This window comes from Streptomyces sp. MK7 (genome assembly GCF_032658145.1).
GTDB classification, from domain to species: Bacteria; Actinomycetota; Actinomycetes; order Streptomycetales; family Streptomycetaceae; genus Streptomyces; species Streptomyces spiralis.
This window is the reverse complement of the sequence record NZ_JAVACL010000010.1, coordinates 1-15,280: the sequence shown is the minus strand read 5'-3', so window position 1 is coordinate 15,280 and position 15,280 is coordinate 1. Positions and strand designations below refer to the sequence as shown.

At 70.1% G+C, this 15,280-nt stretch carries 14 protein-coding genes and 1 tRNA gene; 6 read left to right on the top strand and 9 right to left on the bottom strand.

Going from position 1 to position 15,280, the window contains the following annotated elements; genetic code table 11:
* Positions 1-11: 11 nt before the first annotated feature.
* On the bottom strand, positions 12-1,379 hold the full coding sequence (locus R2S09_RS14120) for an alkaline phosphatase PhoX (RefSeq protein ID WP_306192859.1): 1,368 nt from the start codon (positions 1,377-1,379) through the stop codon (positions 12-14).
* A gap of 352 nt (positions 1,380-1,731) precedes the next feature.
* Between R2S09_RS14120 and R2S09_RS14115 the strand changes: the two genes are divergently transcribed.
* Positions 1,732-2,607, top strand: coding sequence for a fructosamine kinase family protein (locus tag R2S09_RS14115; protein WP_306192858.1), 876 nt, complete (start codon positions 1,732-1,734; stop codon positions 2,605-2,607).
* Between the two features lie 30 nt (positions 2,608-2,637).
* Here the strand turns inward: R2S09_RS14115 and R2S09_RS14110 are convergent, their stop codons facing one another.
* Entirely contained in the window at positions 2,638-5,013 is a 2,376-nt protein-coding gene (locus tag R2S09_RS14110; RefSeq protein ID WP_316741344.1) for a SpoIIE family protein phosphatase, read from the bottom strand.
* 158 nt (positions 5,014-5,171) lie between these two features.
* On the opposite strand from R2S09_RS14110, the gene R2S09_RS14105 reads away from it, so the two are divergent.
* Positions 5,172-5,753 carry a sugar O-acetyltransferase gene (locus R2S09_RS14105; protein WP_316741343.1) on the top strand — a complete coding sequence of 194 codons (582 nt, stop codon included), beginning with the start codon at positions 5,172-5,174 and terminating at the stop codon, positions 5,751-5,753.
* Between the two features lie 10 nt (positions 5,754-5,763).
* On the top strand, positions 5,764-6,321 hold the full coding sequence (locus R2S09_RS14100; protein ID WP_316741341.1) for a TetR family transcriptional regulator: 558 nt from the start codon (positions 5,764-5,766) through the stop codon (positions 6,319-6,321).
* Positions 6,322-6,482: 161 nt separating this feature from the next.
* On the opposite strand, the gene R2S09_RS14095 is transcribed toward R2S09_RS14100, so the two are convergent.
* Positions 6,483-7,172 (bottom strand): class I SAM-dependent methyltransferase, encoded by a 690-nt coding sequence (locus R2S09_RS14095; protein WP_316741339.1) that lies wholly within the window; start codon positions 7,170-7,172, stop codon positions 6,483-6,485.
* A gap of 149 nt (positions 7,173-7,321) precedes the next feature.
* Between R2S09_RS14095 and R2S09_RS14090 the strand changes: the two genes are divergently transcribed.
* The gene (locus tag R2S09_RS14090) at positions 7,322-8,302 is read left to right on the top strand and encodes a zinc-binding dehydrogenase (RefSeq protein ID WP_316741337.1); all 981 of its coding nucleotides are present in this window, start codon (positions 7,322-7,324) and stop codon (positions 8,300-8,302) included.
* A 63-nt stretch (positions 8,303-8,365) separates the two neighbouring features.
* Positions 8,366-8,439: transfer RNA gene (locus R2S09_RS14085), tRNA-Met, on the top strand.
* A gap of 282 nt (positions 8,440-8,721) precedes the next feature.
* Here the strand turns inward: R2S09_RS14085 and R2S09_RS14080 are convergent.
* The 6 genes from R2S09_RS14080 to R2S09_RS14055 all read right to left on the bottom strand — a co-directional run bounded on the left by R2S09_RS14080 (position 8,722) and on the right by R2S09_RS14055 (position 14,423).
* Positions 8,722-10,221, bottom strand: a complete 1,500-nt coding sequence (locus R2S09_RS14080; RefSeq protein ID WP_316741336.1) for a sodium:solute symporter — start codon at positions 10,219-10,221, stop codon at positions 8,722-8,724.
* On the bottom strand, positions 10,218-10,445 hold the full coding sequence (locus R2S09_RS14075; RefSeq protein WP_306192850.1) for a DUF3311 domain-containing protein: 228 nt from the start codon (positions 10,443-10,445) through the stop codon (positions 10,218-10,220). Before R2S09_RS14075 ends, R2S09_RS14080 begins: the two co-directional genes overlap by 4 nt.
* A 657-nt stretch (positions 10,446-11,102) precedes the next feature.
* A complete protein-coding gene (locus tag R2S09_RS14070) occupies positions 11,103-12,089 on the bottom strand; it encodes an Ig-like domain-containing protein (protein ID WP_372337854.1) in 987 nt (328 codons plus the stop codon).
* Between the two features lie 307 nt (positions 12,090-12,396).
* Positions 12,397-12,720, bottom strand: coding sequence for a hypothetical protein (locus tag R2S09_RS14065; RefSeq protein ID WP_306192849.1), 324 nt, complete (start codon positions 12,718-12,720; stop codon positions 12,397-12,399).
* A 459-nt stretch (positions 12,721-13,179) separates the two neighbouring features.
* Positions 13,180-13,308: a hypothetical protein gene (locus R2S09_RS14060; protein WP_306192848.1), complete on the bottom strand. Its 129-nt coding sequence runs from the start codon at positions 13,306-13,308 to the stop codon at positions 13,180-13,182.
* Between the two features lie 209 nt (positions 13,309-13,517).
* Positions 13,518-14,423 carry a helix-turn-helix transcriptional regulator gene (locus R2S09_RS14055; RefSeq protein ID WP_316741334.1) on the bottom strand — a complete coding sequence of 302 codons (906 nt, stop codon included), beginning with the start codon at positions 14,421-14,423 and terminating at the stop codon, positions 13,518-13,520.
* Between the two features lie 451 nt (positions 14,424-14,874).
* On the opposite strand from R2S09_RS14055, the gene R2S09_RS14050 reads away from it, so the two are divergent.
* On the top strand, positions 14,875-15,105 hold the full coding sequence (locus R2S09_RS14050) for a 4-oxalocrotonate tautomerase family protein (RefSeq protein WP_316741332.1): 231 nt from the start codon (positions 14,875-14,877) through the stop codon (positions 15,103-15,105).
* Positions 15,106-15,280: the final 175 nt, after the last annotated feature.

Genomic DNA, 15,280 nt, shown 5'->3' with positions numbered 1-15,280 from the left:
CAGATTGATCTCTACCCGCGCCAGGGCCCGGTGACCGCGAAGGTGGTGCCCGGCGTGTAGCAGTTGACGTACATCGTGTCGCCGTCGGGGGAGAATGTGACACCCGCGAACTCCCCCCATTCAGGCGCGTCCGGGGTGCCGATGTTCTGCCGGCCGCGCGCCACCGCGTACACCTCGCCGCCGCGGGTGACACCGAAGACGTGCTGGGCGCCGTTCCCGTCCTCGCACACCATCAGGCCGCCGCTGGGGGAGAGGCAGATGTTGTCGGGGGACTCGCCGGGCAGCTGCACATCGGTGCCCGGACCGAAGACGATCACCAGGGTCAGGCGGCGCCGTTGCGGATCGTAGCGCCAGATCTGGCCGTAGTGGTCGGCCGCGGAGCCGTCCGTGCTGCGGGCGAAGGACGACACGAAGTACACGCAACTGCCGCCCCAGTAGCAGCCCTCCAGTTTCTGTGCGTGGGTGATCCCCGCCGGGCCGTAGTCCTGCAGACGGGTGGGGCTGGAGGCGGCCAGGGGGTCGGGTACGTCCACCCACTCGACGCCGTCGAAGACCGCGCCGGTGTCCTGGATCGTCGACAGGTCCGGTGTGCCGGGCACCCGCATCGCCTGCAGCCGGCCGCCCGCCCGCAAAGAACCCGTGCCACCCAGCGGCTTGTCGGGAAGGAAGCGGTAGAAGAGGCCGAACGGCTTGAGGAAGGCGTCCTCGGTCTCGTAGACGACGCCGTTGCGCGGGTCGACGGCGATCGCCTCGTGCTGGAAGCGGCCCATCGCGGTCAGTGGGACGGCGCCGGTGCGGTGCGGGTCGGAGGGATCGACCTCGAAGATGAAGCCGTGGTCCTTGGTATAGCCGTTGGTACCCGCCTTGTCCTCGGTCTCCTCGCAGGTCAGCCAGGTGCCCCAAGGAGTATGGCCGCCCGCGCAGTTGACGGCTGTGCCGGCGATGGCGACACGCTCCGACAGGACGCGGTTGCGGGAGTCCAGTGTGAGGGTGGTACACCCGCCCTTGCCTGCCGGGTCGTAGGTGAGACCCTCGACGGCCGGGACCGGGATCTTCGCGGTGGCGCGGTTCTCGTGGTTGCGGACGAGGTGCGTACACCGTGCTCTGCCGGTGAAGGCGGCCATGCCGTCGTGGCTGGACGGCACAAGGCCCTCACCCGACCGCAACTGGTCGCCCTCGCGGGACAGCACGATGTAGCGGAAACCTTCCGGCAGGTCGAGCAGGCCGTTCGGGTCCGGGACAAGGGTGCCGTAGCCGGTTGGGCCCAGGTTCAGCGCGGCAGCGGTGCCCGCGAAGAGTTCGGACAGTGCCCCGCTGAAGGCGATGCCCGCTCCCAGGGAGCGCGCTCGGGCCAGGATCTGACGTCGTGTTGCGGACATGCGGCAGCAACCTTCCTGCTGGCGGACAGGAACTGTGACCCCGCTGTGTCTATCATCTGGCGCGGGCCCCGTGAACCACGCCTGTTGCACGTGTCACCTCTCGCCTCCGGTCCTTCCCCGGTGCGGTGTTCCTGGGGCCGATTGCCTCTGTGTCCGTGTGCCGTTCTCGCAGGAGCGGCCGGCTGACCAGCTCTGCACGGTGGGTGGTTGGCGGTGGACGCGGGCGCACCGTCGGCCCCGGTGCGCGGCCGGCATACGAACGTCTCCCGCAGCGGGGGCAGTTGTCGAGAGCGGCATCCGTGGTCGTGATTCCGGGAGATCGACGCGGCGAAGCTGAGGTAGCCTGCGGCTCGTGCAGACAGCCTCATTGCTGCTTGATCGCCTCCATGCCGCGGGACTGAGCGATGTCACGGCAGTCGAGCCGGTCGAGGGCGGGATGGCGGCGCTCGCCGGTCTCGCCACGCGGCGCGGCGGGACCCCGCTGTTCGTCAAGTCGTTCGTCGACGTGCCTGCGGACGGCCTGTTCGCGGCCGAGGCGGAAGGACTCGACGCTCTGCGGGAACGCGGTGCGGTTGCCACGCCCGAGGTCGTACTGGCGACGCGGGACGTGCTGGTGTTGTCCGCCCTGCAGGCGCGTCCGGCACAGGAAGCCTTCTGGGAGCAGCTCGCCCACGCGCTCGCACGGCTGCACACCTCGACCGTGCACGACAGGTTCGGCTGGGAGCGCGACAATTGGCTCGGCCGCTACCGGCAGGAGAACACGTGGACCGTTGACGGATACGAGTTCTTCGCCCGGCGCCGGCTGCTGCGCTGGCTGCCGGAGCGCCGAGTCCAGACGGCGCTGGACCAGCAGGATCGGCGAGCCTTGGAACGCCTGTGTGACCGGCTGCCCGACCTGCTGCCACCCCGGCCCGCCTGCCTGACCCACGGTGACCTGTGGGCGCACAACGTCCTCGCCACCGAGGACGGCGGGCCCGCGTTGATCGACCCCGCGATCTCCTACGCATGGGCCGAGGTCGACCTGGCCCACCTGTGGTGCTCCCCGCATCCGCCGGAGGCGAAGCGGTTCTTCGACGTATACGCGGAGCTGACCGGCCTGGACGCCGACTGGCGAGCCCGGATGCCGCTCGTTCAGCTGCGGCAGCACCTGGCCGTCATCGCCCAGTTCGACCACGACTGGGGCGCGGCGCAGCAGGTCCGCGCCACGCTCAAGCCGTTTCGCCGATGACGCTCACAAGGTTCATGGCGCTCACAGGGCTCATGGGGCGCTGTACGCCTCACCGATGGGTTGTTCGCCCCAGATCGTCTTGCCCGCGCGGGTGTAGCGGGTGCCCCAGCGCCGCGTGAGCTGGGCGACCAGGAACAGGCCGCGGCCGCCCTCGTCGCTCAGCCTGGCCCGGCGCAGATGAGGGGCGATACTGCTGCCGTCGGACACTTCGCAGATCAGAGCACTCTCCTTGATCAGCTGCAGTCTGATCGGGCCGGTGGCATACCGGATGGCGTTGGTGACCAGTTCGCTGACCACCAGCTCCGTGACGAAGGCTTCCTCCTCCAGTCCCCAGATGCCGAGCTGGTCGCAGGCCCGTTTGCGAGCCTCGGCCACGACGGAGGGATCAGCGGTCAGTTCCCAGCAGGCGACGTGGTCACGATCGAGGACCCGCGTGCGGGCGAGGAGCAGGGCGATGTCGTCGTCGCGTGGGCCGGGACACAGCGTGTCCAGCACGGTATCGGCCAGCTCCTCGAGCGAGGAGGCGGGCTGGGAGAGAGCGCTGCGCAGCGCGGCCAGTCCGTCGTCGATGTCGCGGCCGCCGGCCGTGACAAGACCGTCGGTGAACAGGGCGAGCAGGCTTCCCGCGGGCAGGGTGAGCTCCGTCGCCTCGAAGGGCAGGCTGCCCAGCCCGAGCGGAGGGCCGACCGGCACGTCGACGACACCTCCGGAGTCGTCCGGGCGGACGAGCAGTGGGGCCGGGTGACCGGCACGGGCCAGAGAACAGGTGCCGTACACCGGGTCGTAGACGGCGTACACGCACGTGGCGCCGATGTCGCCGGGGATTTCACCCAGGGCGTCCGTGTCCTGGCCGCCCTCCGCGTGGGTCACGATGTCGTCGAGATGGGTGAGGAGTTCGTCGGGCGGCAGGTCGAGGTCGGCGAGGGTGCGCACCGCTGTACGGAGCCGCCCCATGGTGGCGGAGGCGTGCACACCGTGGCCGACGACGTCACCGATGGCCAGGCCGACCCGTGCTCCGGGCAGTGGGATCACGTCGAACCAGTCGCCGCCCGCCTGGACCTCGCCGCCTGCGGGAAGGTAACGGACGGCTGTCTCCGCGGCCGGGTGAACGGTCGGTCCCCGCGGCAGCAGGCTCCGCTGGAGCGTCAGCGCGATGCCGCGGTCCCGGGTGAACTGGCGGGCGTTGTCCAGGCAGATGGCCACTCGGTCGACCAGGTCTTCGGTGATGGCCAGACATTCGGGGCCGAAGGGCTCGAGGGACGTTGCACGTCGTCCGAACACAACCGCCCCGAGGGTGGCGCCGTGGGCTCGGACCGGGACGGCGATCAGCGAGTGCACCCCGCCGGCACGGATCTGCTCCGCGTGAACGGGATCGTCGGCGAGCCAGCGGACGATCTCCTGGTCGGTCACGGCGTGCTGCACCGATCGGCCGTCGACCAGGCACTGTGTGATGGGCGAAGAGCGCGGATAGCGGTGGAGCGCGTCCGGGCCCTGGAGGTGAGTGTCCCGGACGAACGCCGTCCGGTGTGCCGCCCGGCGCAGCACAACAGGGCCGGAAGGGACAGGTCCGGGCACACCGCCGTGGAAGACCGGTTCCAGCAGGTCGACACTGACGACGTCCGCGAAGCGCGGCACCACGACCTCGGCCAGCTCCTGGGCGATGCCCTCCACGTCCAGGCTGGATCCGATGCGGGTCCTGGCCTCGCTCAGCAGCGCCAGCCGCTCCCGGAAGTCGTATTGCTGCGAGAAGTCGGACGCCGACACGGCCACCCCCCGTACCCGGCCGGCCGCGTCCTTGAGCGGGAAGATGTCCATGAACCAGGCGTGCGCCTTCGCCTCGCCCGGCGTCCTGACGAACGGCTCCGTGTATTCCGCCTGCCCGGTCCTGAGCACCCGGCGGATCCTCCGCTCGATCTCCTCGTACACCGACCCCGGGACGATCTCGGCCAGGAAGCGCCCGCGCATCTCGTCCTCGCCGTACCCCATGATCCGGGACATGGCGGTGTTCAGCCGCTGGATGCGGGCCTCGTGATCGTAGATCACGAGGGCGGTGGGATGCTGGTCGAACGTCCACTTCACCAGGGCGCCGTTCCCAGCCTCCTCACCGCTGCCCGGTGTGCCCCCGGCTACCAGGACGAACCCGGCGGGCTGCTCGACCGACCCCAGGGGGAACACACGCACCCGCGTCTCCAGAGCCCTGCCGTCGCGGTGCCTCACCGCGGTTGCGTCGGCGGTGACCAGGTCGGCCAGCGGTCTGCCGATGGCGTCCTCGGGGGCGTAGCCCCACAGCGCGGGCGCGCCGGCGCTCCAGTGCGTCACCCGCCCGGTCGCGTCCGTGACCACGATCGCTTCGGGTGCGTCGAAGTGGACGTCTGCCGACGCCGGAGCGAGTCGGCTGGGTCGCATGTTCCGCTTCATCGTCGTGCACGCCTTGTCCTGCGCCGATCACCGGCTATCACCACGATGCTCCGGCAGCGGGCGGTCGGCAAGGCGTGCGGCCTCGCCGCCACCGGCGATCGGTCCGTAGCGTACGTTCGTACGCTCTTGCGGATACGGTCGTACGCATGACGACGGACCATTTCGCGGGCGACCCGCGTACGAACCTGGAACGCATGCTGGCGGGCGACCTCTACATCGCCGACGACCCCGAGATCACCCGCCGCCAGCAGCGGGCCGTGCGCCTGGCCGCCCGCTACCAGGCCGCCTACGCCGAGGACATCGACACCGCCCGGCCGCTGCTCGCCGAACTGCTCGGCGCCCTGGGCGACGAAGCGCACGTGCGGCCGCCGCTGTACGTCGACTACGGCAGCAACATCACCATCGGCGCGCGCACCTTCGTGAACTGCAACCTCACCGCGCTGGACGTCGCGGCCATCACCATGGGCGAGGACTGCCAGATCGGTCCCAACGTCCAGCTGCTCACCCCCACCCACCCCCTGGAGCCGCGGTCGCGCCGGGACAAGCTGGAAGCCGCCCGGCCGATCACCATCGGCGACAACGTCTGGATCGGCGGCGGTGTCATCGTCCTGCCCGGCGTCACCGTCGGCGACAACTCCGTCATCGGCGCCGGAGCCGTCGTGACCAAGGACATCCCCGCGAACGTCGTCGCCGTCGGCAACCCGGCCCGGCCCGTGCGAACCCTGTGACGCCGCTGCCATGGCCACGGGACACACCGATCCGCAGCGCCGCGAGCGCATCATCGCCGCGACCCTCGACCTCATCGCCGACGAAGGTGTCGCAGGAGTCTCCCACCGGAAGATCGCCGCACGCGCCCACGTGCCCCTGGGGTCGATGACCTACCACTTCAGGGGCATCGACGACTTGCTCCGCGAGGCGTTCCGCCACTTCACCGACCACATCGTCGCGCTGTTCGACGCCCATCTGGCAGCTCCGGCCGACCGCGACCAGGCCAGGACCGCGGTGGCCGACCTCATCCACGCGCTGTCCGGGGGAAGCCGACGCGACCTCGTCCTCACGCAGGAGCTCTACACCCTGGCCGCACGCCGACCCGCCTATCGGGCACTCACCCGGGAGTGGACGGCCCGCAGCCGAGTCCAGCTGGAAAAGCACTTCGACCCCGCCACTGCTCGCCAACTGGACGCTCTCATCGAAGGGCTGACACTGCATCGCGCACTGGCCCAGGAACCGCAGGACCGCGCCTTCACCCTGGAAGCCGTCACCCGCATCACCACCACTGGTCGGCGCGCCCACTGAGCGGCTGCGGCGGGCCTGCCGGCGGCGGTTGCGGGCGTCGGAGGCACACTGACCATCGCCGCCGGTACGCCGAGGCGCAGATGGCTGTGCCGGACACAGGATGCGCGCCATGATGCGTGCGGGTCCGGGGGTGACGGGGCCGTCACACGAGTGAGCGCAGTTCAGACTGCGCCGGTGTCCTCGCGGCGGCAGTGGAGGAAGTGGTGAGGCTCGGGCACGGCGTCCGGGTGGGACGGAGTGAACAGGAGGCTCTCCTGGGATACGACAGTCAGGCCCGCCTTGGTGACCATGGCGGCGAAGTCGTCGGCCGCGAAGCTCGTCACCCGTACCTTCTGGCCCATGAAGACACCCTCGACGTCCTCTACGTCCAGGGGCACCGTGGCGACGGCCAGGCCGCCGCCGGGCTTCAGCGCCCGCACGAGCCGCCGCATGAGCCGAGACTGGTCGTCGCGCGACATCTGCAGGAGCGAGAAGTACACGCAGACCGCGTCGAACGAGGCGTCGGACAGGGGGACTTCACGGATGTCGGCACACTGGAAGGAAGCCCCGGGCACCTGCCGGGTGGCGAGTTCCACCATGACCGGTGAGACATCGACGCCCAGCACCTCATGCCCCGCGCCCGCGAGGGTCTCCGCCGTGGGCCGGCCCGTTCCGCTGCCCACGTCGAGCACCCGACTGCCGGGCGCGAGCCGGCCAAGAACCCACTCGAGCGACGACCGGTGCGCGGCCGAGCCGGCGAACGCCTTCTCGTAGTCGGCTCCCAGAGCGTCGAACACCGCCGCGGCCCGGGAACCGCGCTCCTCGTCCCTCAAGAGGCCTCCCCCTGTCGCCGATGGACGTCTTGAGGGCATCGTCCCACCCGCGAAACGGCCCCACAACGCCCTCGCTCCGCCGGCACGCCAGGATCGTGCCGATCAGCCGAGCGCTGCTGCCTGGTGGTGACACACCCAGGATGAGCACACACTGCCCGTCGCGCCGCCGTACCCCCAGGATCGGTGCCATGAACAGCAGCACGCAGATGAAGGCAGTGACCATCCCCGAGTTCGGCGGGGCCGACGTGCTCCGCGTCGCCGGCCGGCCGGTTCCCGAGCCCGGACCGGGCCAGGTCGCCGTCGACGTGGCGTACGCGGGCGCCAACTTCGCCGAGATCCTCTACCGGCGCGGCGTGGTCGACGTGCCGCTCCCGTTCGTGCCCGGCATCGAGGTGTCGGGACGGGTCCGGGCCGTCGGCGAGGGCGTCGAGCACCTGGCCGTCGGTCAGCCGGTGGCCGCGCTCACGATCGTCGACAGCGGGGGCTACGCGCAGGTGGCGGTCACCTCGGCGGACCTCGTCGCGCCGCTGGACGGCCTCGGCCTGTCGATGGACGTCGCCGCAGCGGTGCCGTCCAACAGCACCACCGCGTTCCTCGTCCTCGACCGGGTGGCCCGGATCGAGCCCGGACAGAGCGTTCTGGTCCTCGCGGCGGCCGGCGGCGTGGGCAGCCAGCTCGGTCAGGTCGCCCGCCTGCTGGGCGCCGGCCGCGTGGTCGGCGCCGTCGGCAGTGCGGCCAAGATCGACACTGCGAAGAGCTTCGGCTACGACGAGGTGATCCTGCGGGACCGGCTCGCCGACACCGGCCAGTTCGACATCGTGGTCGACATGGTCGGCGGCCCGGCCCGCCGCGCCGGCCTGGACCGGCTGGCCCCGATGGGCCGCCTGGTGGTGATGGGCAACGCCTCGGGCGCCGAGGACGTCGGAGTCCCCGCCAACGAACTGTGGTTCACGAACAAGACCCTCTCGGGCTTCAACCTGGCGGCCTTCTCCGCCGCCTTCCCCGACGAGACGGGCCGGGCCCTGCGCCGCGCGGTGGCGGCCGCCGCATCGGGGGAGCTGCGGGTCCAGGTCGAGACCCTGCGGCTGGAGCGCGCCGCCGAGGCCCACCGCCGCATCGAGTCCGGCACCACCACAGGCAAGCTGGTGCTGGCAGTCGCGGCGCCGTGACCACCCGCGACGAGCCCCGTGGTGCCTCACCGGGGTCGGACACGTGTAGAGTGGTGTCAACGACGCGGGGTGGAGCAGCTCGGTAGCTCGCTGGGCTCATAACCCAGAGGTCGCAGGTTCAAATCCTGTCCCCGCTACGAGAGGGAGAAGGGCCCGGAGACGATCCGGGCCCTTCTCCATGCACCGCTCCCGCGCCACCAGGCCAGGACAGGCCGCCCCGCCGGGACACGACGAGGCCGTCGTCTCTCCGGACGCAGTCGTGACCGCCGCAGCGCGTCGAGACGAGCCGTCCCCGCGGCGCGGCGACCGGCTCGGGCACTGTCATGGCTCTCCCGCTGTTACTGGTCGCCGGCAACCTGCCATGGCAGTGCCACGGCTGGGGCTCTGTAATGCCCTGTAACAGGCCGGCGGACCGGATTTCAGCTCACCGTGGCCTGGGGCCGGTTCGTCCGGTCCGCCGCCGACGGCCGGCCGTGACCGGCGGTGCGCCGGGTGGCCAGAGAGACCGCGGCCGTCGCGACGCAGTTGAGGACGAGGGCGACGACACCCACGTTGAGGTCCTTCACGGCCTGCGGCAGGCCGGGCAGCAGGCTGCCCAGGCTTGCGCCGCTGACCGTGACCGCGACGACGGCCGCGACGCCCACGACGATTCCGGCGGCCGCTCCCTGTGTGGTGACCAGGCGGCGCGGCGCCAGGCTCGCCAGCAGGGCGGGGAAGAGCTGGGTCACCAGGGCGTACCCCATCAGGAGCAGGGAGACCAGCGTGCTGCCGCCGTTGAAGGTGAAGTACAGCGAGACCAGGGCGATCACCGGCACCAGCAGCTTCGCGAGACGGGCCGTCTGCGCGTCGCTGGTCGCCGGGCGGGCGATCCGGTAGACGTTCTTGGCCAGGCAGGTCGCCGAGGTCATCAGCAGCAGCGAGCCGGGAACGAGCGCGGTGAGCAGGCCGGCCCCGCCGACGATGCCGACGAACCACGGCGGGAACGACGCGGTGGTGATCCGCAGCAGCGACAGGTCCGAGTCCGAGCCCTTGAGACCCGGCACGACGAGGAACGCGGCGAAGCCGACGAAGAAGACGAACAGCAGGATGAGCTGGTAGAGCGGCATGAAGATGGCGTTGCGGCGGAACACCCGCTCGTTCTGCGCGCTGTAGGTGGCGCTGAAGGTGTGCGGCCACATGTAGAAGCCGAGCGCGGACAGCAGCACGGTGGAGGCGAACCACGACGGGCTCATCCCGCTGGAGTGCAGGGTGAGGAAGTGCGGCTGGGCCTCGTCGACCCGGTGGAACATCTGCCCGATGCCACCGAAGTAGTGCAGCGGCAGATAGATGCCCAGGATCAGGACGACCGCCAGGATGGTGACGTCCTTGAGCAGCGCCGTCCAGGCCGATCCGTGGATGCCGGAGATGGTCACGTAGACGGTCAGCGCGACCGTTCCGATGACGATCGCCCAGTGCGGGGAGACGTGTCCGTAGGAGGACACCGAGACGATGATGCCCAGGCCCTTCAGCTGGAGCACCAGGTACGGCACCATCGCGATCACGCCCACGAGCGCCACCAGCGTGCCCAGCAGCGGGCTTTCGAACTTCGCGACGAAGAAGTCGGACTGCGACACGAGCCGGTGCTCCTTGGCGTAGCGCCAGATCGGTGGCAGCAGCCAGTACGACAGGACGTAGGCCAGCGAGGCGTAGCAGAGGATGTAGAAGGCGGGCGCGCCCTTGCCGTAGGCCCAGCCGGAGGCCCCGAGGAAGGTGAACGTCGTGTAGATCTCGCCCGCGAGCAGCAGGAAGACGAAGACCGTGCCGAAGCCGCGGCCGCCCACCGACCACTGCTCGAGGTCCATGTCCTTGCCGCGCCGGGCCCGCAGCCCCAGCCCGATCGAGGCGGCGAGGAAGACGAAGATGACGGCGAGTGCGGTCATGAGGTGCGCTCCTCCTGCTGCACGGGCTCGCGGAGCGCGGTGCGGTTGGCCGGGTCGAGGCGGTAGATGACGGCCATGGTCGCCGAGATCAGGACGACCCACATGACCAGCCAGAAGAGGATGAAGGGCATGCCCAGGACGTAGGGCGTCACCCTGTTGGCGAAGAAAATGCCGCCGAGGATGCCGGCAAAGGGGACTATGCCGAGCAGGTGGACGGGCTTCATTGTTCGGAACCTCCTGGGGCGGCGCGCTCGGCCGCCGGGAGCGAGCGGGTGTTCCACCACGTGCGGCAGGGCGTTGTGACGGGCCGCCAGGTGGGAAGAGGCAGACAGGGAGGGGTGTTCAGTTCCGCGGGCAGCGGGTGTGTGGCTGGGGACTGTAAGCGGAGACCTGCGGTGCTTCCGTATTGTGGAATTACGCTTTCGAGATAAGGGATTTATAGATTCCACTGGAGGCGGCAGTCAAGGATTTCGGCTGAACATCCAAGAATTCGACATCTTGTTGAACTCCTGGGCGGGCCGGACACTCGGCGCACACACGATTCGGCATCGTCGACTCGGCACGCCAACGCCGTGAGTCTGCGATGCGTCAGGGCCGTGAGGTGGCTGGATCAAGGCGCGCGGGTCACGTCGGCGCCCGGCAGGGGTCGCAGCACGTTCAGTAGGGGCAGGTCGCGTCCGCGGAGATGATCTCGGGCGTTGCGACGCCGCCCGCCTCGCGCAACACGGTGGGCCCTTCGGCCTTTCGGGGCGAAGCCGCCGTCCGAAGGGGGTCGCCGAATGCCTCGGCGTGAGCTGACGTACCGTCAGCGCACTAGGCGTCCGAGGAGGAAGGTCGATCTGGGAGCCGCATGCCGCGGCCGGTCTCGTTGCTGCTGTACGTCACAGCGTCGCGGTCGTCTGCTCCCCGGCCGCGCTGCCTGCGAGCCACTGGTCCCATCCCAGGTCGAAGTCGGCGTACCCGTTGTCGGCGGGGGCCTTGGCGCGGGGCGAGCCGGTGATGGTGACCGGGTCGCCCTGCTTGACCTGGCGGTAGAACCACTTGGCGTCCGACATGGACAGATGGACGCAGCCGTGCGAGCCGCGGGCGCTGCCGCTGCCGGGATTGGGGTCGCCGGTCGAGTAGTGCACGTAGGTGCCGGACTGGGTGAGGTGAACGTCCCAAGGCAGCGTCAGGTCGTAGTAGTTGGGGCTGCCCTTGTCACAGCTGATACCGACGCTGCAGGAGGTCATGTGGACCTTCTCCTGCTTGTCGATGACGGCCATCGTGCCGTTCCACGTAGGGTACTGGGCACTGCCCGCATTGATCGACAGGGTGCGCAGCAGCCTGCCGTTCCGGGTCACCTTCATGGTGTGGCCGGTCACCGAGACGTCCGCGCGCACGTCGTCGCCGATCGTGAAGGTGTGCGTGTAGCCGTGCACGCCGTAGCGGCCGTTGCCGTTGCTGACGCCCTTCATGTCGGCGTCGATCCGTACCTTGGTCCCGGAGGGCCAGTACGTCTTCGGCCGCCAGTCGACGCGCCTGTCGCCCATCCAGTGCCAGGCGCCGGCCACCGGCTGGGAGGCGCTCACCTTCATGTGGTTCTCGACCGTGGCCCGCGCCTTCGCCGCCACCGGGTTGGTGAAGACCACCGAGATCGGCATGGCCACGCCGACCGTGGTGCCCGTCTGCGGGGTGATCGTGTCCAGCAGCATCGGCGGGCCCGCGGGCTTCGTGGGCGAGGGCGAGGCACTCGGGCTCGGCTTGCCCGACGCCTTGGCGTCGTCCCCGCTCGCCTTGTCGCTGCCGCCCCCGCCGCAGGCACTGGCGCCCACCATCATCGCGACCGTGACAAGTGCGATCCCTATGCCGCCCCTGCGCCGTCCCACGACCTGCCCCGCTCTCTCGCTCCCCGGCCCTGAGGGGCCCGACTTCCTCTCAGACGACAGCCGCAGGGGCCGCAGTTGCGCGTGACACGCAGGTATTTTGTGATCCACATCACTCAGGCCTCACTGGTGCGCACTCAGCGCGTCGACCGCCGTGGTGGGCTTCGTCTGAATTCTTCGCCGGCAGTTCGTGGCCGGGGACCGAAGAAACCGCAACAGTCTTCGGCCCCCGGCGGGGGCAACTGCCGTGCCCGCCATGAGGACGGCGGCGTGGTCGGCCGCCGTGTCACAGCAGGCCCGTCAAGGCCGGCTAGTGGTGGCCGAGGTAGTGGTGGTGACCCCGGTGACGGTTGTGGAACCAGCCGTAGTGCCAGCCCCGGTCCCGGTGGCGGTCGTGGTACCAGCCGTGGTGCCGACCCCGGTCCCGGTCCCAGTCGCCGAAACGATCGCGCTGACCGTCGTGGTCGCGGTCGCTCCAGATGGCCTCCGAACGGTGGCCGTGCGGGTAAGTCCTCCCGTTGTCGTGGTGATGGTCGGCTCCGGCGGCGAGGGCCGGCATGGCGGCCGCGCCGACGAGGAAGCCCGAAGCCACGCAGGTGGCGAGCAGGCGGGCCGCCGTACGAGACACAGACATGAAGCTGTCCTCTCATGTGCGTGCACACCCTGGTCGGAGCAGGGAGTGCAATGCGAATCCCGGCTCGGTGCCGAGACCCCACACTGTGGCCCTCCTCGGCAACACAAGATCGGCGAAAGGGTTCGCGTTACAAAACACGGATATATCCGTAACGCTCCCTTGTATGGGCCATCGATGCAGGGGGGCGCGGACCGTGGATCCCGTCCCTGCTCCGAAGCGCGCTGCGATCAGCGGGGAAGCAGTTGACGGCGGGTCACGCTCGCGAGCGTCTCGTTGTCTCGGATCCTGCGAACGGCCCAATCACTTCCGTAACGACGGGAGGCCTCCGTTCGGGGGACCGTTGCGGGCGCCGGCGATCCGGCCGATCGGCCCGCTGGGCATGCCGATGCTCAGCGGGCCGGGTGCTGCGCGTTCTCTGGCCGCCCGGTCCGTGCAAGGCGCCGACCAGTGGCGGGCGGCCTACGCCATTCCGCTCATGGTCAGCACCCCCACGTCGGGCTGTCCGATCAGCGAGGCGGTCGTGCCGACCCAGTGAGGCACGGGAAAACCGGCCTGCTCGACCAACGGGGCGCTGAGCGACTTCTCCAAGTTCTTCCGGCAGCGGACCGGAACGACCCCGACGGCCTTCCGCAGAACGGCTCGCGGCGCGTGACCCGGTCTGACGCCGCCGTCGTGGCCCCGGTCGTCGCCGCAGCCCTTGCGCTCCCGCCGAAGTCCGGCCCTCACCGCCGGAGACCGCGAAGAACGGTACGGAGGCGATGCCCCCCTTCCCGCACAGGTCCACCAGCCCGGTCTCGTCAGGGCCGCGATTCGGATTTCGCCGCGGACAACCTTTCCCGTGCCATGCCCTCCGTGACGCTCAGCTCCTGGGTCCCTACGACGGACAGCAGTTCCAGCTGCTCGGCTCCCGGGCTTCCGGGCGGCGCGGTGAACCACAGCAGGCGTTGGCGTCCGTCCTCGCTGAGCAGGTTGTAGCAGTCGAGTTCGATGACACCGAGCAGGGGGTGGACGATCCTCTTGTGGTCCATGCGGCGCACCGCGACATCGTGGGTGTCCCAGAGGGCTGCGAACTCGTGGCTTCGGCGGCGTAGCGCGGCGACCATCTTCGTGACCTCCGCGTCCCGGCCGCGCCGGGCGGCCGCTGCCTGGAGGTCGGCCACGAACACCCGGGAGTGTTGCGGGTGGTCCTCGGGCGGGTAGATCTCGCGCGCCTGCGGGCCGGTGAACCAGCGGTACACGAAGCTCGCCTCCGGGCCGCGGTGTGCCGGGGACTTGCCGAGCAGAGTCAGGGCCAGATCGTTCTCCACCAGGGTTTCGTGCAGGTCGGTGATGACACGCGCGGGGGTGTTGGACAGCCGGTCCAGCAGTCCGAGGAGCGCGGGCTGCACGTGTGCCGATGATCCGTGCGCTGACGGGGGGACCGGCCGTTCGGCCAGGTGAAACAGGTGGTCGCGCTCGTCGCCGTTCAGGCGCAGGGCTCGGGCGAGGGCGGCCAGGGTCTGGGTCGAGGGCTGCACGCCGTTCTTTGCGCTGCCGCGTTCCAACTCGGTGTAGTAGTCGGCTGACAACCCGGCCAGCTGGGCGACTTCCTCACGGCGCAGCCCGGGTACCCGCCGGCGCGGGCCTGTGGGGAGACCGACCTCGACGGGGCGGATGCGGTCGCGGCGTGTCCTGAGGAAGGCACCGAGTTCTGGAAGGTTCACCCCGCCATGGTCGCTCGCGCGCCGGGGCGTAGCCAGGGGGCGGCAACCTCTGGGAAGACACAACCCTGGCCAGGGGCGGGGGACCGGCCGATCGTGGAGGGCGGAACAGGGCGACGGCGAGCCGCGGCCCGACCCGCATCCACCACAGGAGTCAGCAATGCCTGTTCACACCTCCCTCGACCGCATCGCGGCCCCGCCCGGCCCTCCGGCCGACATCGCCGAGGTCGTCGCGTTCCCGGCCTCCGCGGCCGGCCACTGGAAGTCATCACGGTCACCGGGGCCTCCAGCGGCCTCTGCGCACCCACACAGACCCCAGCCGAGACAGCGGCGAAGTCGTCACCGCGGTCGCCGACCGCCTTCGCGCCGACTTCTTCCTCCGTATCGGACTGGACAGCCTGCTCACCGTAGGCAGCGCCCTGCAACACCCCACTGAGAGAAGGAACGACCAGCCATGCCCTTCGCGAACTTCAAGGTCCCCGAGAAGACTCTCACCCAGAAGCAGAAGGAGGAGATCGTCACCCGCACCACCGAGCTGTACGTCGAGATCTACGGCGAGCGCGCCCGCAACAACACCATGGTTCTGGTCGAAGAGGTCGCCGACGGCGGCTGGGGCGTCTCCGGCAACGTGCTGACCCTCGCCATGCTCGGTGAGGCGACACCGAACGACACGGGTGACGCCTGACCTCGCCGGCCGTCGTTCGGTCAAGACAGCACCATGAAACCGAGGGCCGCCGACCGCACCCGGCGGCCCTCGGCAGGCCCTGCCGTGCTACGCGCTCTTGTCGGTGTGTGGTTTCGCGTCGCGTCGGCGGTGGCATGGCGAAGGCCGGTGCCGGCAGCGGGTGTTGCTGCGGGTG

What these genes read in the sequence shown, in the direction of transcription:
- R2S09_RS14120 (WP_306192859.1), bottom strand. Translation starts at nt 1,379, where the DNA reads ATGTCCGCAACACGACGTCAGATCCTGGCCCGAGCGCGCTCCCTGGGA.
- R2S09_RS14110 (WP_316741344.1), bottom strand. Translation starts at nt 5,013, where the DNA reads ATGCGACCCAGCCGACTCGCTCCGGCGTCGGCAGACGTCCACTTCGAC.
- R2S09_RS14105 (WP_316741343.1), top strand. Translation starts at nt 5,172, where the DNA reads ATGACGACGGACCATTTCGCGGGCGACCCGCGTACGAACCTGGAACGC.
- R2S09_RS14100 (WP_316741341.1), top strand. Translation starts at nt 5,764, where the DNA reads ATGGCCACGGGACACACCGATCCGCAGCGCCGCGAGCGCATCATCGCC.
- R2S09_RS14095 (WP_316741339.1), bottom strand. Translation starts at nt 7,172, where the DNA reads ATGCCCTCAAGACGTCCATCGGCGACAGGGGGAGGCCTCTTGAGGGAC.
- R2S09_RS14090 (WP_316741337.1), top strand. Translation starts at nt 7,322, where the DNA reads ATGAACAGCAGCACGCAGATGAAGGCAGTGACCATCCCCGAGTTCGGC.
- R2S09_RS14080 (WP_316741336.1), bottom strand. Translation starts at nt 10,221, where the DNA reads ATGACCGCACTCGCCGTCATCTTCGTCTTCCTCGCCGCCTCGATCGGG.
- R2S09_RS14075 (WP_306192850.1), bottom strand. Translation starts at nt 10,445, where the DNA reads ATGAAGCCCGTCCACCTGCTCGGCATAGTCCCCTTTGCCGGCATCCTC.
- R2S09_RS14065 (WP_306192849.1), bottom strand. Translation starts at nt 12,720, where the DNA reads ATGTCTGTGTCTCGTACGGCGGCCCGCCTGCTCGCCACCTGCGTGGCT.
- R2S09_RS14050 (WP_316741332.1), top strand. Translation starts at nt 14,875, where the DNA reads ATGCCCTTCGCGAACTTCAAGGTCCCCGAGAAGACTCTCACCCAGAAG.